The following is a 22,153-nucleotide window of genomic DNA, read 5'->3' as shown; positions in this document are numbered from 1 at the left end:
GGCTGGGGCTGGGCTACAGGTCTTCCTGGATGAACCGTTCCGAAGCGTGGATGCAGATCATCTCCAGCCGCCCTTCGCCGACATTGACGAACCGATGTGGAATCTGCGGGCCGACCACCACGATATCACCCGGCCCGGCGCGCGTCGTCTCGCCATCGACCGTGAACTCGGCCTTCCCCGACCGGACGACCCAGGTCTCCGAATAGGGATGGCGATGCAGAACGGGTCCGTGTCCGGGCGGGCTGTCCATCAGGAAGAACGAAACCTCGCCGCCAAAGGGTTCGCCCTCGAAGGCGACCGTGCCGTTGACGCTCGGCTTCTGCTCATCGCGGCGCAACATTTGGTACATGATGTCCTCCTTGTTTGGGAACTCGCAAATTCAGCCGTGCATCACGCCGAATTGCAATGTATCTTGATGTGAAGATATCTGCTATTTATCTTCACGTCAAGATACATCGTCTGCCAGGAGCCCGTCATGCCCCAATCGCCCCCGCCGACCAGCGAGGATCACATCGACCGCCTGCGCGCTCAGTGGGCGCGCGAACTGCCCGATCTCGACACGATGCCGATGAGTGTTCTTGGGCGCATATACCGCCTGTCCAATCTGGTCCGGCCGAGCATCGAGGCGACGTTTGCCGCGTTCGGACTGGACCGCGGCGAGTTCGACGTCATCTCGACGCTGCGTCGTTCCGGCCCGCCCTATCGGCTGACGCCAACGGAACTCTACAAATCCCTGATGATCTCGTCCGGCGGCCTGACCCATCGCCTGGGGCGTCTTGAAAAGGCCGGCCTGGTCGAGCGCCTGCCCTCGCCCGATGACGGACGCAGCATGATTGTCGGATTGACGCAAATGGGTCTCGAGCGCGCCGAAGCGGCATTCCGCACCGATATGGCCAATGAAGCGGCCCTGCTGGCCGGCATGAACCCGGCGCGCCGCGAGACCCTGGCGGCATTGCTGCGGGAACTCACTCTGTCGATCGGCGAGCGGCTTGCGGAAGAAGATGGCTAGGCGGCCTGGACAAATTTGAGCCGGTATCTGGCGGTCGCGCTGTTGTGGATTAGCCGATGCCGTTGACAATGGACGGGTTCTCTTCGGGGCGGCGACCGCGCCTACGGTTGGCCGCAGCAATTGGCAAAAACCCTTCAAGACACGCGGTTCTGCTTCCCTCAGATCGCCTCGGCTCAAACCTGCTTCCAAAATACAGCTTTGAATCAAGTCTCGCGCATCTCGTCAGTCATTTCGGGATTTCCGTCCTCTCGCCCGAGACCTGCCATGCCGGACACGACCCCATTTCGGCCACCATCTGTTTCCGCTTGGATTGCCGAAAGCAGTCGTTTCAGCAGCTAGCCGGTGTGAACGAGCTCATACACATAGGATTTTGAACCCTTTTTGCTCACCCACTCACCCTCGGGAGGACATAGCGACGATTGGTCATTAGGCAGCACATGCCATGGTCTACCCATCACTGTTTGGCTTTTGTCGTCCCATGCAACCCAGCCGAGGCCAGTCCTGTAGGTAATCCACAGGTCGCGATCTGCGCGTTGAAATCCAGAAAGCCCGTCTGGTCGTTTGCGTCTGGTGAAGAAATAGACCAAGTCGTCACTTTGGCGACGAAGTTCGAACGTGTTTGTCATAACGCATCTGTGCGCGGTGCCGCCCACATTTCAAGCCTTTTTCCTCCTGCGGCATGTCAGCTATTGCCGCCCAGAAGGCGCAGAGCCGACAGTCCGCAGCCCACCCCATGACACCCGCCTGCCCCCGCTGGCCTGCTGCCTGGAACCAGACGCTCCTTCACCGCGGAATGTGTCCACACGGCCCAGCTTCGCGTATGCCGCATCGGTGCGGACGCCAGATATCTCCGCCCGATTGCAAATGCTCTGGCTTATTCGGCGGCGGTGCGGCGGGCGAAGCGCTTTTCGATATAGTCGCCGACCATCTTCTCGAAATCCTCGGCAATGGCCGTGCCGCGCAGTGTCGCGGCCTTCTTGCCGTCGATAAAGACGGGCGCCGCCGGCGTCTCGCCGGTGCCGGGAAGCGAGATGCCGATATCGGCATGTTTCGATTCGCCAGGCCCGTTGACGATGCAGCCCATCACCGCCACCTTCAGCCCTTCGACACCCGGATATTTCTTCCGCCAGACGGGCATGTTCTTGCGCAGGTCGGCCTCTATCTTCTGCGCCAGCTCCTGGAACACGGTCGAGGTCGTGCGGCCGCAGCCCGGGCACGCCGCCACCACGGGCACGAACTGCCGGAACCCCATGGTCTGCAGCAGCTCCTGCGCCACCTGCACCTCCCGGGTGCGATCGCCGCCGGGCTCCGGCGTCAGCGAAATGCGGATCGTGTCGCCGATGCCCTGCTGCAGGAGAATACCCATCGCCGCCGACGAAGCGACGATGCCCTTGGTGCCCATGCCGGCCTCGGTCAGGCCCAGATGCAGCGCATGGTTGGAGCGTCGTGCAAGCTCGGTATAGACGGCGATCAGATCCTGCACCTGGCTGACCTTGGCCGACAGGATGATGCGATCGCGCCCGAGGCCGATCTCCTCGGCCAGATCGGCCGAGATCAGCGCCGACTGGACGATTGCCTCGCGCATCACTTCCTGCGCCGTCATCGGCGAGCCGTTCGCCTGGTTGCCGTCCATCAGATGGGTCAGCAATTCCTGGTCGAGCGAGCCCCAGTTGACGCCGATGCGCACCGGCTTGTCATGCTTGATTGCCGTCTCGATGATGGCGGCGAACTGCTTGTCCTTCTTGTCCTTGAAGCCGACATTGCCGGGATTGATGCGGTATTTCGCCAGCGCCTCGGCGCAGGCCGGATGGTCGGCCAGAAGCTTGTGGCCGATATAATGGAAATCGCCGATCAGCGGCACGAAGATGCCGACGCGCTCCAGCCGCTCGCGGATTTTCGGCACGGCGGCCGCCGCTTCATCCCGGTCGACCGTGATGCGCACCAGTTCGGAACCGGCGCGATGCAGCGCGGCCACCTGCGCCACCGTGCGGTCGACATCGGCCGTGTCGGTATTGGTCATCGACTGCACGACGACCGGCCCATCGCCGCCGACGATCACATTGCCCACGGCGACGCCAACCGCATCGCGGCGTGGGAATGGCGATGAGAAATAGCCGCTCATGGTCTTGCTGGCCGTGAATGTTCCACTCATCCAGGGAACTGTCCCGATTTCAACCGTGTCGCGCTTGAGGTGGCCGAGCACGGCGCGAATGTCAATGCCGGAGCCGCCGATTGATCCGTGCCGGCACGCTTGACAGGCAGCCGCGCCACCGCTTTGCTGCGCCGCAATATAACCTTCTTTGCTGCCGAGGACCACATGGGCGCCGCACCGCAAACCTCCCGCAAGACCGCAATCGTCACCGGCTCCACATCGGGCATCGGCCTGGGGGTCGCCGAGGCGCTGGCCGCGGCGGGCTGCAACATCGTCCTCAACTCCTATACCGACGATGCCGCCGATCACGCGCTGGCCGCCGACCTGGCCACGCGGCACGGTGTCGAGGTCGTCTACATCAGCGCCGACATGGCCCGGCCGGATGCCTGCCGCGCCATGGTCGAGGCCGCCGCCGCCCGTTTCGGCAACGTCGACATCCTTGTCAACAATGCCGGCATCCAGCACGTGGCGCCGGTCGAGGCGTTCCCGGTCGACAAATGGAACGCCATCCTGGCGATCAATTTGTCCTCGGCGTTCCACACCATCGCCGCCGCCATACCGCATATGAAGCGCAGCGGCTGGGGCCGCATCGTCAACATCGCCTCGGCCCACGGCCTGCGCGCCTCGCCGTTCAAATCCGCCTATGTCGCGGCGAAGCACGGCGTCGTCGGCCTGACGAAAACCGTCGCACTGGAAGTCGCCGACGACCGGATCACCTGCAACGCCATCTGCCCCGGCTATGTGCTGACGCCGCTGATCGAGGCGCAGATACCCGACCAGATGAAAGTGCATGGAATGGACCGCGACGCGGTGGTGCGCGAGGTGATGCTCGCCCGCCAGCCGACCCGCGAATTCGTCACGGTCGACGAGGTCGGCGGCTTCGTCGTTTTCCTCTGCTCGGATCACGCCGCGCAGATCACCGGCGCCGCGCTGCCGATGGATGGCGGCTGGACCGCCCAATAGAGCATTTTGCAGTCAGGTGGTTTCACCTGACGTCCGCACAAATGCGAAAAACAATGAGATAGGGCGGAGCAGCGTTTCCGTGAACGATGAACCGGTCTGGAGCCGCTGCTCAACTCCTGCGGGGCTGCGCCGCTGCCAGGGCGATTTCCATCAGCGTGATGAGCTTCCGCGCGCCCTCGATCGCAGGCTTGCCGCACAGGCCGCGCATGCGCATGCCTTCCAGCCCGTCGAGCAGGATTTCCGCCAGCGCACGCGGCGACAGGCCGAGCCGTTCGAGGTCGGCGCCCGAGCGCGCGGCCTCCTCGGCGACGGCATGTTCCACCGCCTCCGTCAGGCCCTGGCGCCATTCGGCGATGATGTCGGCGGCGATCTTGTTCTCCAGGTCGAGGATCTCCTCGCCATGCGCCGATTTCTCGATCATCTCCATCAGGCCGAACAGCGCCTTGTCGAGCGCCGTCATCAGCCGCTCACCGAACGTGCCGCTGCCTTTCAGTCCGGCGCGCGCATTGGCCAGCGACCGGGTGAGAATGGCTTCGCCGATGGCACGAAAGATGTCGGCCTTGTTGCGGAACTGCAGATAGAGCATCGGCCGCGAAACCTCGGCGGCCCGGGCAATGTCGTCCATCGTCGTGCGGGCAAATCCATAAGCAAGGAAGACCCGCATGGCGCCATCCAGAATGCGCCCCCGCTTTGGGTCAACTTTGCCGTCCGCAACCAGATTCATCATTGGATACAATCTACCCTTCAGTTCAGAGTTGACAAAAATACGCATTTTGTCAATATGTCGCCGTCATGCGCGCGGCCCGCTTTTGGCGGGCTTTTTGTGCGCGCGTGTCCACTCATACAACAGCAACGGTCGTTGATGTCAGGAGTGTATTCCGTTTGGCTTTTTTGCCGCACGCACTTGCGATATACGGGCGTGTTTTGCAGCGAAGACCACTACTGTGAATTGAATTTTGCGCGCAGCATCCCCATATCGCGCCGGTCCCTGATCGACAGGCCGAATCCACCGCACTGGAAAACGACATGCCGAAGATAAGGTTCCATAAAATCGCTGCCGTCGCCGTTTTGGTCGTGACCGCCGCCTGGATTGCCACCGGAGAGTTTTCCTCCGTCGGCAGCGCCACCGAGGAAACGCAGACTGTCGCTGAAAAACCGGAGAACGCACCGACAGCGGCCCAAGTGGTGATCGTCGCGACGCCGCCGCGCATTGATCACTCCCGCACGATCCGTGTTTCGGGCCTGACCTCGGCCGACAAGCGCACCGTGCTGGCTTCCCGCTCGGCGGGCATCATCACCGAACTTCCCGTGTCGAAGGGCCAGCGCGTCAAGAACGGCGACCTGATCCTGCGTCTGGAGACGGAGGGCAAGGAAGCCGCCGTCGAGACCGCGCGCCAGGTTCTCGCCCAGCGTGAGGCCGAATCCGAGGCGGCCAACCGGCTTGCCAAGAGCGGCAATCTCGCCCGCCTGCAACTCGACAGCGCGCGCTCGGCACTTGCCACCGCGCGTTCCCAGCTTGAGATGGCGGAAGCCGAACTCGCCCGCATCACCGTGCGCGCGCCTTTCGACGGCCTCATCGACAAGGTGGATGTGGAGCTTGGCTCCTCGATCACGCAGGGCGCCGAAGTCGCCACCCTGCTCAAGCTCGACCCGGTCATCGCCGTCGGCGAGGTGAGCGAGCATGATCTGGCTTCCGTCAATCCCGGCGACCAGGCCGATGTGCGCCTCGTCAGCGGGCAGACCGTCAGTGGCAAGGTGCGCTTCGTCAGCCGCGAGGCATCGGAGCAGACCCGTACCTTCCGCGTCGAAGTGGCAATCGCCAATCCCGATGGCGCCATTCCCGCCGGCATGACCGCCGAGATCGACATACACGGCGAGCCGGTCGAGGCCGTCGCCCTGCCGCGCTCGGTCGTCACCCTCAATCAGGATGGAGAACTGGGCGTTCGCGCCGTCGATGCCGAGAGCAAGGTTGTTTTCTACCCGATCGATCTCGTCGACGACACGCCGCACGCGCTGTATCTCGCCGGCATTCCGGCCAATGCCCGCGTCATCGTTTCGGGACAGGACCTCGTGACCGAAGGCGACGCGGTGACGGCACAGCCTGCGGATGAGAAACTGATCCGGGAGTTGGCGAAGACCCTCGCCGCCGACCTCAACTAGAGCGCCGGGCGTCCATTCGGACGCTCGGCGCTCTAGCACTTTGAATCTATGCATCGTGCCTTCCGAATATCGATTCCGATTTTCGGGCCGATGCTGTAGCCCGAAGCCAGCGACCCACGATAGGAATCCCCGATGGATATCGTCCGCATCGCAATCCAGAACGCCAGGCTCACGCTGTCCATTCTGATGTTCTTCGTCGTTGCGGGGGCGCTTGCCTACATCAACATCCCGAAGGAAGCGGAGCCGGACGTTCCGATTCCGATCATCTATGTCAGCCTGACCTATCAGGGCATCTCGCCGGAAGATTCCGAGCGCCTGCTGCTGCGGCCGATCGAGACGCGCATGAAGAGCCTCGAGGGCGTCAAGGAGATGCGTTCCGCCGCCTATCAGGGCGGCGGCTACGTCCTGGTCGAGTTCCAGGCCGGCTACGACTTCTCCAACGCCATCGAGGACGTCCGTGCCAAGGTGGCGGACGCCCGACGCGACCTGCCGCAGGGCGCCGACGAGCCGTCGGTGCACGAAGTCAACATTTCGGAGTTCCCGATCCTGGTCGTGACGCTCGCCGGCAACATGCCGGAGCGCGTCCTGTCGGCTTCGGCGCGTGAGTTACGCGATCGGATCGAGGAGATTCCAGGCGTTCTGGAAGGCACGCTGCAGGGCTCGCGCGACGAACTCGTCGAAGTTCTCATCGACCCGATGAAACTGTCATCCTACGGCCTGCAGCTCGACCAGTTGATCAACGCCGTTGGCGCCTCCAACAGCCTCGTGGCCGCCGGCGCGCTGGAAGGTCAGGACGGGCGCTATGCGGTCAAGGTGCCGTCGTTGATCGAGACGGCCGAGGACGTGGCCAACCTGCCCGTCGTCTCGAGCCCCAACGCGGTCGTGCGTGCCCGCGATCTCGCCGCCATCCGCTCGACTTTCACCGATGCCGAGACCGTGACCCGCCTGAACGGCAAGAAGGCCATCGCCATCGAGGTCAAGAAGCGCGTCGGCTCCAACCTGGTCGAGACCGTCGATGCGGTGAAGGCCGCCGCCAAGACCTTCCAGGACACCAGCAAGGCCGAGATCACCGTGTCCTACAGCCAGGACAAGTCGGTGATGATCCGCGACATGCTGAGCGACCTGCAGAACCACGTGCTGATCGCCGTCATCCTGGTCTTCATCGTCGTTCTCTACACGCTCTCGGGCCGCGCCTCGCTGCTCATCGGCCTTGCCGTACCCGCCTCCTTCCTGATGGGCATCTATGCCCTGTCGCTCGGCGGCTTCACGGTCAACATGGTGGTCCTGTTCAGCCTCATCCTGGCCGTCGGCATGCTTGTTGACGATGCCATCATCGTCACCGAGTTCGCCGAACGGCGCATGACGGAAGGCATGGACAAGGCGCAGGCTTTCGAGCTTGCGGCCAAGCGCATGGCCGGGCCGGTCATCGCCGCCACCATGACCCGCGTCGCCGCCTTCTCTCCACTTCTGTTCTGGCCGGGCATCGTCGGCGAGTTCATGAAGTATCTGCCGATCACGCTGATCGTCACGCTTTCGGCCTCGATGATCTACGCGCTGATTTTCGTGCCCACGCTCGGCGCCATCTTCGCCAAGGCGCATGTCGAGGAGAAGCAGAAGCCGGACGGCTGGTACCTGGGTCTCGTCAAGCAGGCGGTACGTTTCCCCAAGACGGTGCTTCTGCTGACGATCGGCCTGCTCGGCGGCATCATCTACAGCTATTCGCAATATGGCGCCGGTGTCGAGTTCTTCCCCAATGTCGAGCCCGAATACGGCCTGATGTATGTGCATGCGCGCGGCAACCTGTCGCTCGACGAGATGGATCGACTGGTGAAGCCGGCCGAGGACAAGCTCCTCAACTGGCCAGGCATCGAATCCGTCTATACCCGCGTCGGCAAGACGCGCGGCGGCGGCCAGGACATCGACGAGGACGTCATCGGCGTCATCCAGTATGAATTCGTCGACTGGCGTGAACGCGCTCCGGCCAGCGAGATCCTGAACGGCCTGCGCACCGAGCTCGCCGGTACGCCGGGTGTCGAGATCGAGGTGCGCGTGCCCGATGCCGGTCCGCCCACGGGACAGGCGATCCAGATACGCCTGTCCGCCTTGGACCCCGGCAACCTCAACGACCAGGCAGCTTCCGTCGCCAAGGCGATCTCCCAGATTCCCGGCGTTATCGACGTCGCCGACGGCCTGCCGCCGCCCGGCATCGACTGGGCGATCAAGGTGGATCGCGCCAAGGCCGCGCAATACGGCATCAGCCCGGTCTCCGTCGGAACCGTGGTCCAGCTCGTCACTAACGGCCTGAAACTGTCGGAATACCGGCCGGCAGGTGTTGACGATGCGGTGGACATCCGCCTGCGCCTGCCGGAAGACCGCCGCACCCTGTCGGCGCTCGACCAGCTGCGCGTGCAGACGGCACAGGGACCGGTGCCGATCTCCAACTTCATGACCCGCCAGCCGGAACGCTCGACCGGCATTCTCAACCGCATCGACGGGCAGCGCACCATCGTCGTCAGCGCCAACGTCGCCACCGGGTTCCAGGTGGCCGTGGTGCAGGCCAACGTCACCCAGGCCTTGAGCGACATGGACCTGGGCGCGACACGCTGGAAGCTGGCCGGCTCCAACGAGGAGAGCGAGGAGGCCAGCGCCTTCCTGTCGAAAGCCTTCGGCGCGGCGATCTTCCTGATCTTCATCGTGCTGCTCGCCCAGTTCAACAAGTTCACCAGCGTCCTGCTGGTGCTGATGACCGTGGTGATGGCGACGATCGGCGTGTTCCTCGGCCTGCTGATCACGGGGCAGCCCTTCGGCATCGTCATGTCGGGCATCGGCGTGATCGCGCTCGCCGGCGTCGTGGTCAACAACAACATCGTGCTGATCGACACCTACGACCGCTTGCGCCGCGAGGGCTGGAAGAAGCAGGAAGCCATCCTGCAGACCTGCCGCGAGCGCGCGCGGCCGGTCATGCTGACGGCCATTTCGGCTGTCCTGGGCGTTCTGCCCATTGCCTTCGGCCTCGGTCTCGAGCTTTTCCACCAGACGGTAACGATCGGCGCGCCCTCGACGCAGTGGTGGATTTCCCTGTCCGGCGCCATCGTCTACGGCCTGACCTTCGCCACGGTGCTGACCCTCATCGTGACCCCGTCGGCGCTGATGGTCTTCACCCGCGAGACGCTGCCGGCCGGCGCCAAGCGGCGTAGTCTTCTGGCCCGCCTGTTCCGGCGCAAGGGCAAGGGAGAGGATCGCGTGGCCGACAATGTCGACCTGCCCTCGGATGCCTATCCCAAGGCAGCCGAGTAGGACGATCCGGACGGCGCGAGCAAGCATTTTGCAGTCAGGTGGAATCACATGACGTCCGCATAAATGCGAAAAAACAAAGAGATAGACCGGTTCAACATTTCTATGAAACACTGAACCGGTCTAGGACCACATGCGAAAATCAACGGGCCGGCGATTCTCACGAACCGCCGGCCCGTTCACTTTTGATGGGAACCCAGCCTGATTCCGGGCGTTGTTTCCGCACAGTTTCAACCGTGCGAGGACAACATCATGTCGCTTGGGACGATCCTCATCATCATTCTGATCCTCATCCTGCTTGGCGCATTCCCGGCCTGGCCCCACTCACGCAGCTGGGGATACGGCCCTTCCGGCATCCTCGGATTGGTCCTGGTGATCGTGCTGATCCTGATGCTGATGGGCCGGATCTGATCCGGCCTGTCACGCCGCTGGCTGCGCCGCGATCGTATCGGCGGAGCGAACCAAGTTCGCCATGGAAAGAACGATGGCGAGCATGATCGCGAAGGCAATGAAGATCGGCGCGAACCCGGTCCGCTCGGCCACGAAACCGACCAGTGACGGCGCCAAAAGCATGCCCGAATAGCCGATCGTCGTCGCCACGCTCATGCCGGCACCCGGCGAGAGGCCGGGCTGGTTGCCGGCCGCCGAAAAGACGATCGGCACCATGTTGGCGATGCCCAGCCCTGCCAGCGCAAAGGCGGCGATGGCAATCAGCGGCGATGGCGCAAGCCCGGCCCCCAGCATGCCGATGGTGGCCACCATCCCCGAATAGCGCAGCGTCTTCACCGCGCCAAGCCGGTTGCGCAGCCGGTCGCCGGCAAAGCGCATCACCGCCATCGTCCCGGAAAACGCCGTATAGGCGAGGCTCGCCTGGGCGATGCCCGCGCCCATCTCCTGCCGCATGTAAAGTGCGGCCCAGTCGAGCACCGCACCTTCGGGAAGCATGCACAGAAGCGCGACGACGCCGGTCAGATAGACCAGCGGATTGCGCGGCAACCCGCGCCGCCGCCCCGAGACAGGGGCCGCCTCGGGCTTGTTCTCGACAATCAGGAACGGCAGGGCGGCCAGGATGACAACAAAGGCGAACGCCACGACCAGGCCGATATGCGTCATGTGGCCGAAACGCTCGATGATCAACCCGCCGACGCCCGCGCCGACAAAGCCGCCGAGGCTCCAGAAGCCGTGCGATGACGACATCACGGCGCGCCGCAGGCTCCGTTCGACGGCCACCGCGTTGGAATTCATCGCAATGTCCATCGCGCCGAGGAATGCGCCGAAGAAAATCAGCGCCGCAACAAGCTGCCAGACCTCGACCGCCACCGCCAGCCCGGCGAAGGACAAGGCGCAGACCACCCCGGCAACGCGCAGAACGGCCCGCGAACCCAACCGGCCGATCAGATAGCCGCACAAGGGCATGGCCAGAACCGCGCCGGAGCCGAACACCAGGATCAACAGGCCGAGCGCCGTCTCGCTCAATCCGAACCGGCTGGCCACCAGGGGGATCTGCGGTGCCCAGCTGCCGATCATGAACCCGTTGACGAAGAAACAGGCCGCAACAGCCCAGCGGCCGAGCGCCGCATTGTGCATGGACATTCGAAGGCTCCGCAAAGAAGACGGCGCAAAGGGCCGAAGCAGACCGTGGCTGCGCCGCATCTAAATCGGTTTAATCCGCCTCGTCAATCGCCGTTTTCGAACACCACAAGCAGATCCTTGGCGTCGATCTGGTCACCGGTCTTCACCAGAACTTCGGCAATCGTCCCGTCGCGCTCGGCATGCAGCGCCGTCTCCATCTTCATCGCCTCGATCGACAGGACGACATCGCCGGCCTGCACGGTCTGGCCGGGCTTGACGGCCAGCGTCGACACGACGCCCGGCATCGGCGCGCCGATATGCGCGTCGTTGCCGATCTCGGCCTTGCGGCGCGCGGCGGCCGCCGAGGCGCCGTGCACGCGGTCGGGCACCTTGACCCGGCGCGGCTGGCCGTTCAGCTCGAAGAAGACGGTGACCATGCCCTTCTCATCCACTTCGCCGACCGCGAGGCAACGGATCACCAGCGTCTTGCCGCGCTCGATGTTGACCAGGATCTCCTCTTCCGGCTGCATGCCGTAGAAATAGACCGGCGTCGGCAGGACGCTGACCGGGCCGTAGCTTTCTGCCGCAGTGGCGAAGTCCGTGAACACCTTCGGATACATCAGCCAGGACGAGAACTCGTACTCGCTGACCTTGCGGCCAAGCTTCTCCTCCAGTGCCTTGCGGTCTCCGGGAAGGTCGGCCGCCGCAAGCAGCGATCCGGGCCGCACAGTGATCGGCTCCGCCCCTTTCAGCGCCTTCTTCTGCAGCGGCGCCGGCCAGCCGGCGGGCGGCTGGCCCAGATCGCCACGCAGCATCGACACCACCGAATCCGGGAAGGCGATGTCCTTTTCCGGGCTCACGACATCAGCGACCGTCAGGTCCTGGCTGACCATCATCAGCGCCATATCGCCGACAACCTTGGACGATGGAGTCACCTTGACGATGTCGCCGAACATCTGGTTCGCGTCGTGATAGGCGCGCGCCACCTCGTGCCAGCGCGTCTCGAGCCCCAGCGAGCGCGCCTGTTCCTTGAGATTGGTGAACTGCCCGCCCGGCATCTCATGCAGGTAGACTTCCGAGGCCGGCCCCTTCAGGTCGCTCTCGAAAGCGGCGTACTGGTTGCGCACCGCCTCCCAGTAGAAGGAGATGCGGCGCACCCATTCGCGGTCGAGGCCGGTGTCGCGCGGGTCGCCCTTCAGCGCCTCGACAATGGAGCCGAGACATGGCTGCGAGGTGTTGCCCGACAAGGCGTCCATCGCCGCGTCGACCGCGTCGACGCCGCTCTCGACGGCGGCAAGAACGGTGGCGGCCGAAATACCCGACGTGTCGTGCGTGTGGAAATGCAGCGGCAGGTCGGTCGCCTCGCGCAGAGCCTTGAACAGGACGCGGGCGGCAGCCGGCTTCAACAACCCCGCCATGTCCTTGATGGCGATGATGTGTGCGCCCGCCGCCTCGAGGTCCCGGGCCAGCGCCACATAGTATTTGAGATCGTACTTGGCGCGCTCCGGATCGAGGATATCGCCCGTATAGCAGATCGCCGCCTCGCACAATTTGCCTTCGGCGCCGACCGCGTCCATCGCCACGCGCATGTTCTCCACCCAGTTCAGGCAATCGAACACGCGGAACAGGTCGATGCCGCCGGCGGCTGCCTGCTTGACGAAATGCTGCACGACATTGTCGGGATAATTGGTGTAGCCGACGCCGTTCGCCCCGCGCAAAAGCATCTGCAGGAGCAGGTTCGGCGCGCCCTCGCGGATCAGCGCCAGCCGCTCCCACGGATCCTCGGTCAGGAAGCGCATGGCGACGTCGAAGGTCGCCCCGCCCCAGCATTCGAGCGACAGGAGCTGCGGCAGAGCGCGCGCATAGACGCCGGCGACGCGCGCGGCATCGAAGGTGCGCATGCGGGTCGCCAGCAGCGATTGGTGCGCGTCGCGCATGGTCGTGTCGGTGATCAGCACGCGGGTCTCGCCGCGCATCCACCTGGCAAAACCCTCCGGGCCGAGCGCGTCGAGCTTCTGCCTGGTGCCGTCGGGCACCGGCGCATCGACGTAAGGAACGCGCGGCGCGGCGGCTTCCGCCTTCGGCATCGGCCGGCCGCGCGCTTCGGGATGCCCGTTGACCGTCACGTCAGCCAGGTAGTTGAGCAGCTTGGTTGCCCGGTCCTGACGCTTGACCTGCGTGAACAGCTCCGGCGTCTGGTCGATGAAGCGCGTCGTGTAGGTGGCGTCGCGGAATTCCTTGTGGCCGATGATCGCTTCGAGGAAGGTCAGATTGGTCGCCACGCCGCGAATGCGGAACTCGCGCAGGGCGCGGTCCATGCGGGCGATCGCCTCGCGCGGCGTCGGCGCCCAGGCGGTGACCTTTTCGAGCAGCGGGTCGTAGAAGCGGGTGATCACCGCGCCCGAATAGGCCGTGCCGCCATCGAGGCGGATGCCGAAACCGGTCGCCCCGCGATAGGCGGTGATGCGGCCGTAATCGGGAATGAAGTTCTGCTCCGGGTCCTCGGTGGTGATGCGGCACTGCAGGGCGTGGCCGTTGAGCCTTATATCGGCCTGCGCCGGCACACCGGAGCGCGGGTCGCCGATCGTCTCGCCTTCGAGGATGTGGATCTGCGCCTTGACGATGTCGACGCCGGTCACCTCCTCGGTCACCGTGTGCTCCACCTGGATGCGCGGATTGACCTCGATGAAATAGAAGGCGCCTCTGCCGTCATTTGCGTCCGAGTCCATCAGGAACTCGACCGTGCCGGCGCCGACATAATCCGTCGCCTGGGCGATCTTCAGCGCATGGCCGCACAGTTCGGCCCGCTGGGCCGCGTCGAGATAGGGCGCGGGCGCCCGCTCGACGACCTTCTGGTTGCGCCGCTGGATCGAGCAATCGCGCTCGAACAGGTGAACGGCATTGCCGTGCGTGTCGCCCAGCACCTGTACTTCCACATGGCGCGCGCGCTCGACCAGCTTTTCCAGATAGACCTCGTCCTTGCCGAAGGCGGCTTTCGCCTCGCGCTTGCCCTCGGTGACCTCGCCGGCCAGTTCCTTGGCGCTGCGGATGACACGCATGCCGCGCCCGCCACCGCCCCAGGAAGCCTTCAGCATCACCGGGAAACCGATCTCCTGGGCCATTTCGGCCACCTTGGCCATATCGTCGGGTAATGGCAGCGTCGCCGGCACGACCGGCACGCCGACTTCCATCGCCAGATTGCGCGCCGCGACCTTGTTGCCCAGCCGGCGCATCGTCTCGGGCTTCGGACCGATGAAGGTGATGCCTGCCTCGGCGCAGGCCTCGGCGAATTCCGGGCTTTCCGACAGCAGGCCGTAGCCTGGATGGATGGCGTCGGCGCCTGACAGTTTGGCGACGCGGATCACCTCGTCGATCGACAGATAGCTTTCGATCGGACCCAGATCGCGCTCCAGATGCGGCCCCCGGCCGACCTGGTAGGATTCGTCGGCCTTGAACCGGTGCAGCGAATATTTGTCCTCTTCGGCCCAGATGGCCACCGTTCGGATATCAAGCTCGTTGGCGGCGCGAAACACGCGGATGGCGATTTCAGAACGGTTTGCGACGAGGATCTTTCTAATCTGCACTGGCAATGCTCCGGTAAGAGAATGAAAGCTGCGACGAACCGTGAAGGCATGCGCATCTGCACCCCACCCCAACGGCGCGCCATGATTAGCGTGGTCCATGCTGCGGTGCAAACTTTCTTGACCCAGGGTGAGCCAAAGGATGCCTTCCGCAGCCGCATGCCATCGTTCCCGCGCGGTTGCCCGCCGGGTGATGTCAAAGAACGCTCCCGTCAGGGAGACCGGGAAGACGGGCGGCAAAAGCGTCGCCAATCTGTGAAACTATATGCGACCCCTTCGCCGCCCGTCCGGCCGCTGTCCCATCCGTCGGTCGATCACTGGGCGGGCGTGCCCGACAGATCCGGTTTCCCAGCCCTCGGGCATCGCCGTCCTGGCGGCTTCTCCGCAACCGGTGTGACCCGGCCGCCGACCTGTCGCGGGCCCTCACAAGGCTCCGGGATCCGACCCCCGGAGCGGGAGGCTGCCGCCGCCCTCCCTGATCCCCGGTCCGGACCCGGTTCCCGCAAGGGCGATGGGGGAAGGATAGCAAAGGCCCGGCCGGCGGGGAGAAACGCGTGCAAGGAAAATGCGCGAAAGCTTGCAACGCAAGGCATTGCGGCGAGGCGGCGCGCGCGACCTTCCCCGATAAAGCGCCAAAGCAAAACGGCCCGGCATTGCTGCCGGGCCGCCGCGAGAAATCTCGGTGGCAGAATTTACTGCACGAGATAGTCGTACTGGCCGTCTTTCCACTCGTAGAAGACATAGCCGGGCAGCGTCACGTCGCCCTTGTCGTCGAAGGACAGATCGCCCAGGACGGTCGCAAACGTGCCTGCATTGAGCGCTTCCACGACCGGATCGTAGTCGGTCGACTTGGCGGTCTCGACGGCTGTCTTCCAGGCCTGGATCGCCGCATAGGTGTAGAGCGCGTAGCCTTCGGCGGTCTTGCCGGCGGCCAGCAGCGCATCGACGACCGGCTTGGCGATCTCGTTCTTGCGCGGATCGGGCGAGAAGGTCATCAGCGTGCCTTCGCCGGCATCGCCGGTGATCGCCCAGTACTCGTCGGTGACCAGCGCGTCACCGGAGACGAGCACGGTGTCCATGCCCTGCTCTTTCATCTGGCGCGCCATCAGGCCGGCTTCCGTGTGGTATCCGCCGACATAAAGAACGCCGATGCCCTCGTTCTTCAGCTTGGAAACAACCGCCGAATAGTCCTTTTCACCGGCGGTGTAGGCTTCGTAGAGCGCCGGCTTGCCGCCAGCCGCCTCGTAGGCCGCCATGGTGGCGTCGGCGAGACCCTTGCCGTAAGCGGTCTTGTCGTGGACGAAAGCAACCTTCTTGTCGGCGAAATTGTCGACCAGGAACTTGCCGGCAACCGCGCCCTGCTGATCGTCACGGCCGCAGACACGGAACACGCCCGGACCCGGACGCTCGTCGGTGAAGGCCGGATTGGTCGAGGCCGGCGAGATCTGGATGATGCCTTCTTCCGCGTAGACGGAGGAAGCCGGGATCGACGAGCCCGAGCAGAAATGGCCCGCCACGAAGGTGACGCCGGAACCGGCGAACTGGTTGGCCACGGCAACGGCCTGCTTCGGATCGCAAGCGTCGTCGCCGACTTCGAGCTTCAGCTGCTCGCCATTGACGCCACCTGCCGCGTTGATGTCGGCCACGGCCTGTTCCGCGCCGGCCTTCATCTGCTCGCCGAACGACGCGTACTGCCCCGTCATCGGGCCGGCAACGGCAATTGTGATATCCGCCCAGGCAGACCCGGTCATCATCAGGCTGAGCGCTGCGCCAGCCATAAGTGTCTTTTTCATGACTACTCCCTTGAAAAACACCAGAAGTTCCCTTGGCTTTCCGGAAATGGTGTTCGATTTTCCGGTTCGGCCCGCGCGGGCTCGAGGCCCGCTTAACCGGCATGAAAGCCTAATTCAAAAAAGAAATAAAGGCTTTCGACCAGTTAATCATGAATCCCCTCCGCCAACGCGTCGCCATCCCAAGGGCCCGCTGCGTTCATACTGGAAACTATACTGTGTCGACATTTGCCCGGCGCGCGTGACGCGCTTGCCGATGAAGGCGATCGCCAGCAACACGATCAGATCGACGATGTAGTAGTGTAGCGACAGGAGCGTGCCGCTGAACAGGGCGTAGTGGATGAACCGCGTCGCCGCCGCCAGAAGCACGATGTAGAAGGCAAGCTGCTTGTCGCCCAGCCAGGAACGCGCCATGGCACGGCCGGTCAGATAGGCGGCGCTGCCGGCCAACAGCAGGGTGACGAAGAAGAACTCCCAGAAGGTGACTTCCCAGATCGGCCCGTTCGCGTGTTCCATCAGTGCCTCCCGCCTTCCAGATAGGCCGCGCGGACTTCCTCGCGCTTCAGCAGCTCCGCCCCGGTGCCGCTCATGGTGATGTTGCCATTGACCATGACATAGCCGCGATGGGCGAGCTTCAGCGCGTGGAAGGCGTTCTGCTCGACCAGGAAGACCGTCAGCCCCTCCTCCTCGTTCAGGACGCGGATGGCATCGAAGATCTGCTTGACGATCAGCGGCGCCAACCCCAGCGACGGCTCGTCCAAAAGCAGCAGCTTCGGCCGGCTCATCAGCGCCCGGGCAATGGCCAGCATCTGCTGCTCGCCGCCCGAAAGCGTGCCGCCGCGCTGGGCGATACGCTCCTTCAGGCGCGGGAACAGCTTGAAGACCTTGGCCAGATCCTCATCGAACAGGCCGGGATCGACCAGCGCCGCGCCCATCTGCAGATTCTCCATCACCGTCATGCGCGGGAAGATGCGCCGCCCCTCCGGCGACTGGGCGATGCCGAGACTGATGATCTCATGCGTCGGCATCAGGGTGATGTCCTGGCCGTCATAGATGACCTGCCCGTTGCGCGCCTGCGGCTGGCCGCAAATGGTCATCATCAGCGTCGATTTGCCGGCGCCATTGGCGCCGATCATGGTGACGATCTCTCCGCGGTGGACGTCGATGTCGACGCCGCGCAGGGCGACGATCTTGCCGTAATAGGTCTCGACGCCGCGCACCGAGAGCAAGGTTTCCGCCTGGACGCTCATGCCTTGCCTCCCTTGCTGGCCGGTTTCCTGGCCGGCGCGGCACCGCGCCTTCCCGGAACGCTGGTCGGCACGTCACCCTTGTCGACGCGTTTGGAGAATTCCGTCTCGCCGCCCCTGGCAAGCACCTTGGCCTGCTTGACCCATTGCTCACGCTCGATGCGGCCGGGGAAGGACAGATAGGCGCCGACCCAGTCGATCTCGGCTTTCGTCCACGCGGCGATCTGGTCGAAATGCCAGATGCCGAGCGCGTTCAGCTTCTTCTCATTGGCCGGGCCGATGCCCTTGATGCGCGTCAGATTGTTGCCGCCGCCGGTGCGCGGCTTCTTCGTGCCGTGCGGCTGCTTGCCGGGATAGTCGCCGGCATTGGCTATTTTGATCTCGCTGGCGGCCGGCTTGGCAGGCGCGGTTTTCTTGCCGGGCGCCGGTTTGGCCGCCGCAGGCGTCGCTGGTTTGGCTTTCGCCGCCGCCGTGGCGCTGCTTGTGGCTGGACTTGCAGCCTTCGCGGCAGGCTCTGTTTTCGCGACAGACCTGGCCTTTGCGGCAGCCTTTGGCTTGGCTGCGGGCTTCGCTTTCGACGCGGAGGACTTCGCCGGTGCCTTGGCTGACTTGGTCTGTCCGACCAGCTTCATCGCCGTTGCCGTGTCCGCCTTTGCCGCGCCGGCGGTTTTCGCCGCGGCCTTGCCGGCCTTCGCAGCCGGCTTTCGCGCCTTGGCGGCGGATCTGCGGGCGGCGGGCTTCTCCGCTTCGGCCGCGGCGACGACCTTCGCCACATCCCTGCGGATCTCCGGCACGTCGATCTCCGCCTCGTCGTCGACGCCGAGATAGGCGGCGATGACCTTCGGGTCTGTCTTCACCGCGTCCGCCGGCCCGTCGGAGATCTTCACGCCATAGTCCAGCACAACCACATGGTCGGAGATTTCCATCACCACGCCCATGTCGTGCTCGATCAGCAGGACCGATACATTGTGCTCGTCGCGAATGTATTTGAGCAATTCGTTGAGCTCGGCCGATTCGCGCGGGTTGAGGCCGGCCGCCGGCTCGTCGAGACACAGGAGCTGCGGGCCGATGCACATGGCCCGGGCGATCTCCAGGCGCCGCTGGGCGCCGTAGGGCAGGTCGGCGGCCGGGTCGTCGGCCCGGTCGACCAGATGCGTCCGCTCCAGCCAGTAGACCGCCTTGTCGATGGCCGCCGATTGCGCCTTCTTGTAATGGGGCAGGCCGAGGATGCCGCCGAGCGAAAAACCGGACGCCACCATCAGCGGATTGTGCTGGGCGACGAGCAGGTTTTCCAGCGCCGTCATGCCGCCGAACAGGCGGATGTTCTGGAAGGTGCGCGCCACCTTGGCCTTGTGCGAGATCTCGTGGTCGGGCATGCGCTCGAGCAGGAACACGCCACCCTCGGCGGCGCTCTTCCACTTCAGGCCGCTGGCCGTCACCGCCTGGACCGCGTCATCCTGCCGGCCGGGACCGTGGCGCATGACGATGCGCCCCTCCGTCGGCTTGTAGAAGCCGGTGACGCAGTTGAAGACGGTCGTCTTGCCGGCGCCGTTGGGGCCGATCAGCGCGGTGATGTCGCCACGCCCGACATTGAAGGAAAGGTCGCCGACGGCCACAAGGCCGCCGAAACGCATGGTCAGGTGCTCGACGCTGAGAACGGGATCGACGTCCCAGTTCGGCACCGTGTCACCGATGGTTTTCATCTTCGTCGCCGTCTTCATCAGTGTCCCTCACCCTGAGCGACCATATCGGCGCCGATGCGTTTTCTCTCCTTGAGGACAGCGGAGGGCTCGCGCGTCGATATCAGCCCGCGCGGCTTCCACACCATGATCAGCACCATCGCCAGGCCGAAGATCAGCATGCGATACTGCGCGGGATCGAAGCCCGAGCCGAACACCTGCTGCAAGAAGCCCAGATTGCGCAGCATCTCGATACCGCCGATCATCACCACCGCGGCGATGACGACGCCGATCTGCGAACCCAGCCCGCCGAGCACGACGATGGCCAGGATGATCGCCGATTCCAGGAAGGTGAAGCTTTCGGGCGAGATGAAGCCCTGCCTTGTGGCGAAGAACGAGCCGGCGAACCCGCCGAACATCGCGCCGATGGCAAATGCCGTGAGCTTGGTGTTGCGCGTGTTGATGCCGAGCGAGCGACAGGCGATCTCATCCTCGCGCAGCGCTTCCCACGCCCTGCCGATAGGCAGGCGGCGCAGGCGCATGGTGACGAAATTGGTGATCAGCGCCAGGATGAAGATGATGTAGTAAAGGAAGATGAAGCGCTGGATCGGGTCGTAGGCGATGCCGAAGAAATCGGCGAAACCGCCCTCGCCCCGCTTCAGTTCCAGACCGAAGAAGGTCGGCTTGGGAATACCCGAAATGCCATCCGGCCCGTTGGTGAACTCATACCAGTTGAGCAGCACCACGCGGATGATCTCGCCGAAGGCCAGCGTGACGATGGCGAGATAGTCGCCGCGCAGCCTGAGCACCGGAAAGCCGAGGATCAAGCCCCAGCAGGCCGCCAGCAGGCCGGCCAGCGGCAGAGCCAGCCAGAAGCCGAAATCGAAATACTGCGCCATCAGCGCGAAGGAATAGGCGCCGACCGCATAAAAGGCGACGTAACCGAGATCGAGCAGGCCGGCGAGGCCGACGACGATGTTCAGGCCCCAGCCGAGCATGATGTAGGTCATGATCAGGATGGCCAGGTCGATGAACTGCCTATCCCTGCTGGGGAAGAAGATGGTGAAGAAGAAGGGCAGCACCACCGCGAAGGCGAGCAGCCCCCATTTCAGCCATTTGCCCACTTGGGCCAGCGTGTTTTCCGAACCGGGCAAGCCGGACGAAAGACTGCGGGTCACCGGAGTGCGCGTCTTGTAGACGAACAGGTTGAGCAGCAATCGTCCGGCGAAGACGACGAGGATCGCGACGATCCAGGCGCCCCAGCGCATCTTCAGGTCGAGACCGCCCGGCGCGATGTCCGTGCGGATGCCGATGAAGAAGAAGCCCAGGACACCGGCCAGCAGCGCCGCCATGGCCGCGTCCTTGACGGATTCATACATCGAGTTGGGGTCGCCGCGCTGGGCAACGACCGGCTTGTTCGTGTCGCTGGCAGCCATCAGACCTTCTCCACTTCCGGTTGGCCAAGCAGGCCGGACGGCAGGAATATCAAGACGATGGCGAGAATGGAGAAGGCCGCCACATCCTTGTATTCCACGGAGAAATAGCCGGACCAGAACACTTCGATCAGGCCGATCAGCAGCCCGCCCAGCATGGCGCCGGGCAATGAGCCGATGCCGCCGAGCACGGCCGCCGTGAAGGCCTTAACGCCCGCCAGGAAGCCGATGTAGAAGTCGATCACCCCGTACAGCAGGACGAACATCAGGCCGGCGACGGCGGCGAGCGCCGCGCCCATGACGAAGGTCAGCGAGATGGTGCGGTCGACATTGATGCCGAGCAGCGAGGCCATCTTGCGGTCCTGTTCGCAGGCGCGCTGGGCGCGACCGAGCGGCGTGCGCGAAATCAGGAGCGTGAAGCCGGCCATCAGGACGATCGTCGTGAAGATGATGATCATCTGCATGTAGGAAAGCTGCACCAGAATCGTGCCGTTCTCGGTCGATCCCTGCATCAGCGTGACGCCGCCCCGGATCTGCGGTGGCAGCGGCTTGACGCGCGCGCCCTGCGTGATCTGGACGAAGTTCTGCAGGACGATCGACATGCCGATGGCGGTGATCAGCGGCGCCAGGCGGAAGGAGCCGCGCAACGGCCGGTAGGCCAGGCGCTCCACCGTCCATCCCCAGGCGGATGTGAACAGCATCGAGACGATCAGGACGATGAGCAACACCACGGGCAGGAAGGTGAACCCCAGAACGGTGGTCAGGATCAGGAACATCGCCAGCGCGATGAACGCGCCGATCATGAAGACGTCGCCATGGGCGAAGTTGATCATTCCGATGATGCCGTAGACCATCGTGTAACCGATGGCGATCAGCCCGTAGATGGAACCCAGCGTCAGCCCATTGATAAGCTGCTGGAGGAAATATTCCATGTGTAAAGCAACTCCCCTGAAATGTCGCCGCGTGAGCGCATTTCTTATTCTTGTTCCCCTTCTAGTCGTAGAGAATTGGCGTCCGATTGCAACGCCAAATTTCCCACGACCGGTTTTCGCACCGCTGGCCGGGTTGTTCTCCGGCTCTTGTTGAGGCGGGAAGCTAGCATCGGCCCAATGCAATGTCATTGCGATCAAAGCCCGCAACGGCGGAAAGAATGGAATTTTCTCCGGTACAATACAATAATCGTGCATGATTGTTGCGCATTCACCATCGCTCGGTTGAAACGGAAACCGACGCGCGCATGACGCGAAACACCCGCACCGAAGAACGATGCGGG

16 protein-coding genes are annotated in these 22,153 nt (G+C 64.1%); 5 read left to right on the top strand and 11 right to left on the bottom strand.

What is annotated here, in order from left to right; genetic code table 11:
* Window positions 1-13: 13 nt before the first annotated feature.
* Complete coding sequence (locus tag AB843_RS01295; protein WP_048644959.1) at window positions 14-349, bottom strand: cupin domain-containing protein; 336 nt, start codon at window positions 347-349, stop codon at window positions 14-16.
* Between the two features lie 126 nt (window positions 350-475).
* Between AB843_RS01295 and AB843_RS01290 the strand changes: the two genes are divergently transcribed.
* The gene (locus tag AB843_RS01290) at window positions 476-1,009 is read left to right on the top strand and encodes a MarR family winged helix-turn-helix transcriptional regulator (protein ID WP_048644958.1); all 534 of its coding nucleotides are present in this window, start codon (window positions 476-478) and stop codon (window positions 1,007-1,009) included.
* A gap of 874 nt (window positions 1,010-1,883) precedes the next feature.
* On the opposite strand, the gene ispG is transcribed toward AB843_RS01290, so the two are convergent.
* Window positions 1,884-3,131 (bottom strand): flavodoxin-dependent (E)-4-hydroxy-3-methylbut-2-enyl-diphosphate synthase, encoded by a 1,248-nt coding sequence (gene ispG / locus AB843_RS01285; protein ID WP_048645191.1) that lies wholly within the window; start codon window positions 3,129-3,131, stop codon window positions 1,884-1,886.
* A gap of 195 nt (window positions 3,132-3,326) precedes the next feature.
* Here ispG and AB843_RS01280 point away from each other — a divergent pair, with 195 nt between their 5' ends.
* The gene (locus AB843_RS01280) at window positions 3,327-4,124 is read left to right on the top strand and encodes a 3-hydroxybutyrate dehydrogenase (RefSeq protein ID WP_048644957.1); all 798 of its coding nucleotides are present in this window, start codon (window positions 3,327-3,329) and stop codon (window positions 4,122-4,124) included.
* 109 nt (window positions 4,125-4,233) lie between these two features.
* Here AB843_RS01280 and AB843_RS01275 read toward each other — a convergent pair whose 3' ends face one another.
* Entirely contained in the window at window positions 4,234-4,848 is a 615-nt protein-coding gene (locus AB843_RS01275) for a TetR/AcrR family transcriptional regulator (protein ID WP_048645190.1), read from the bottom strand.
* Window positions 4,849-5,150: 302 nt separating this feature from the next.
* On the opposite strand from AB843_RS01275, the gene AB843_RS01270 reads away from it, so the two are divergent.
* From AB843_RS01270 to AB843_RS24700, 3 genes are all read left to right on the top strand, one after another.
* Window positions 5,151-6,284, top strand: coding sequence for an efflux RND transporter periplasmic adaptor subunit (locus AB843_RS01270; RefSeq protein WP_048644956.1), 1,134 nt, complete (start codon window positions 5,151-5,153; stop codon window positions 6,282-6,284).
* A 132-nt stretch (window positions 6,285-6,416) separates the two neighbouring features.
* Window positions 6,417-9,581 (top strand): efflux RND transporter permease subunit, encoded by a 3,165-nt coding sequence (locus AB843_RS01265; RefSeq protein WP_048644955.1) that lies wholly within the window; start codon window positions 6,417-6,419, stop codon window positions 9,579-9,581.
* Between the two features lie 249 nt (window positions 9,582-9,830).
* Complete coding sequence (locus AB843_RS24700) at window positions 9,831-9,989, top strand: DUF3309 domain-containing protein (RefSeq protein ID WP_048644954.1); 159 nt, start codon at window positions 9,831-9,833, stop codon at window positions 9,987-9,989.
* 9 nt (window positions 9,990-9,998) lie between these two features.
* Here the strand turns inward: AB843_RS24700 and AB843_RS01255 are convergent, their stop codons facing one another.
* The 8 genes from AB843_RS01255 to AB843_RS01220 form a co-directional block, all read right to left on the bottom strand.
* The gene (locus AB843_RS01255) at window positions 9,999-11,171 is read right to left on the bottom strand and encodes an MFS transporter (protein WP_048644953.1); all 1,173 of its coding nucleotides are present in this window, start codon (window positions 11,169-11,171) and stop codon (window positions 9,999-10,001) included.
* Window positions 11,172-11,254: 83 nt separating this feature from the next.
* Window positions 11,255-14,734: a pyruvate carboxylase gene (pyc, locus tag AB843_RS01250; RefSeq protein WP_048644952.1), complete on the bottom strand. Its 3,480-nt coding sequence runs from the start codon at window positions 14,732-14,734 to the stop codon at window positions 11,255-11,257.
* A gap of 689 nt (window positions 14,735-15,423) precedes the next feature.
* Window positions 15,424-16,524 carry a branched-chain amino acid ABC transporter substrate-binding protein gene (locus tag AB843_RS01245; protein ID WP_048644951.1) on the bottom strand — a complete coding sequence of 367 codons (1,101 nt, stop codon included), beginning with the start codon at window positions 16,522-16,524 and terminating at the stop codon, window positions 15,424-15,426.
* 147 nt (window positions 16,525-16,671) lie between these two features.
* A complete protein-coding gene (locus AB843_RS01240) occupies window positions 16,672-17,037 on the bottom strand; it encodes a DUF6867 family protein (protein ID WP_048644950.1) in 366 nt (121 codons plus the stop codon).
* Complete coding sequence (locus AB843_RS01235; protein ID WP_048644949.1) at window positions 17,037-17,771, bottom strand: ABC transporter ATP-binding protein; 735 nt, start codon at window positions 17,769-17,771, stop codon at window positions 17,037-17,039. The genes AB843_RS01240 and AB843_RS01235 overlap by 1 nt, the downstream gene beginning before the upstream one ends.
* A complete protein-coding gene (locus tag AB843_RS01230) occupies window positions 17,768-19,489 on the bottom strand; it encodes an ATP-binding cassette domain-containing protein (RefSeq protein ID WP_048644948.1) in 1,722 nt (573 codons plus the stop codon). The genes AB843_RS01235 and AB843_RS01230 overlap by 4 nt, the downstream gene beginning before the upstream one ends.
* Complete coding sequence (livM, locus tag AB843_RS01225; protein ID WP_048644947.1) at window positions 19,489-20,883, bottom strand: high-affinity branched-chain amino acid ABC transporter permease LivM; 1,395 nt, start codon at window positions 20,881-20,883, stop codon at window positions 19,489-19,491. The genes AB843_RS01230 and livM overlap by 1 nt, the downstream gene beginning before the upstream one ends.
* Window positions 20,883-21,812: an ABC transporter permease subunit gene (locus tag AB843_RS01220; RefSeq protein ID WP_048644946.1), complete on the bottom strand. Its 930-nt coding sequence runs from the start codon at window positions 21,810-21,812 to the stop codon at window positions 20,883-20,885. The genes livM and AB843_RS01220 overlap by 1 nt, the downstream gene beginning before the upstream one ends.
* Between the last annotated feature and the right edge of the window lie 341 nt (window positions 21,813-22,153).

The organism is Nitratireductor soli, from assembly GCF_001050155.1.
GTDB lineage: Bacteria > Pseudomonadota > Alphaproteobacteria > Rhizobiales > Rhizobiaceae > Nitratireductor > Nitratireductor soli.
The sequence above is the reverse complement of the archived record's forward strand: the minus strand, read 5'-3'. Positions and strand labels throughout refer to the sequence as shown.

Excerpts from the sequence above, each read along its gene's own strand:
- AB843_RS01295 (WP_048644959.1), bottom strand. The coding sequence starts at position 349 with ATGTACCAAATGTTGCGCCGCGATGAGCAGAAGCCGAGCGTCAACGGC.
- AB843_RS01290 (WP_048644958.1), top strand. The coding sequence starts at position 476 with ATGCCCCAATCGCCCCCGCCGACCAGCGAGGATCACATCGACCGCCTG.
- ispG (WP_048645191.1), bottom strand. The coding sequence starts at position 3,131 with ATGAGCGGCTATTTCTCATCGCCATTCCCACGCCGCGATGCGGTTGGC.
- AB843_RS01280 (WP_048644957.1), top strand. The coding sequence starts at position 3,327 with ATGGGCGCCGCACCGCAAACCTCCCGCAAGACCGCAATCGTCACCGGC.
- AB843_RS01275 (WP_048645190.1), bottom strand. The coding sequence starts at position 4,848 with ATGAATCTGGTTGCGGACGGCAAAGTTGACCCAAAGCGGGGGCGCATT.
- AB843_RS01270 (WP_048644956.1), top strand. The coding sequence starts at position 5,151 with ATGCCGAAGATAAGGTTCCATAAAATCGCTGCCGTCGCCGTTTTGGTC.
- AB843_RS01265 (WP_048644955.1), top strand. The coding sequence starts at position 6,417 with ATGGATATCGTCCGCATCGCAATCCAGAACGCCAGGCTCACGCTGTCC.
- AB843_RS24700 (WP_048644954.1), top strand. The coding sequence starts at position 9,831 with ATGTCGCTTGGGACGATCCTCATCATCATTCTGATCCTCATCCTGCTT.
- AB843_RS01255 (WP_048644953.1), bottom strand. The coding sequence starts at position 11,171 with ATGTCCATGCACAATGCGGCGCTCGGCCGCTGGGCTGTTGCGGCCTGT.
- AB843_RS01245 (WP_048644951.1), bottom strand. The coding sequence starts at position 16,524 with ATGAAAAAGACACTTATGGCTGGCGCAGCGCTCAGCCTGATGATGACC.
- AB843_RS01240 (WP_048644950.1), bottom strand. The coding sequence starts at position 17,037 with ATGGAACACGCGAACGGGCCGATCTGGGAAGTCACCTTCTGGGAGTTC.
- AB843_RS01235 (WP_048644949.1), bottom strand. The coding sequence starts at position 17,771 with ATGAGCGTCCAGGCGGAAACCTTGCTCTCGGTGCGCGGCGTCGAGACC.
- AB843_RS01230 (WP_048644948.1), bottom strand. The coding sequence starts at position 19,489 with ATGAAGACGGCGACGAAGATGAAAACCATCGGTGACACGGTGCCGAAC.
- livM (WP_048644947.1), bottom strand. The coding sequence starts at position 20,883 with ATGGCTGCCAGCGACACGAACAAGCCGGTCGTTGCCCAGCGCGGCGAC.
- AB843_RS01220 (WP_048644946.1), bottom strand. The coding sequence starts at position 21,812 with ATGGAATATTTCCTCCAGCAGCTTATCAATGGGCTGACGCTGGGTTCC.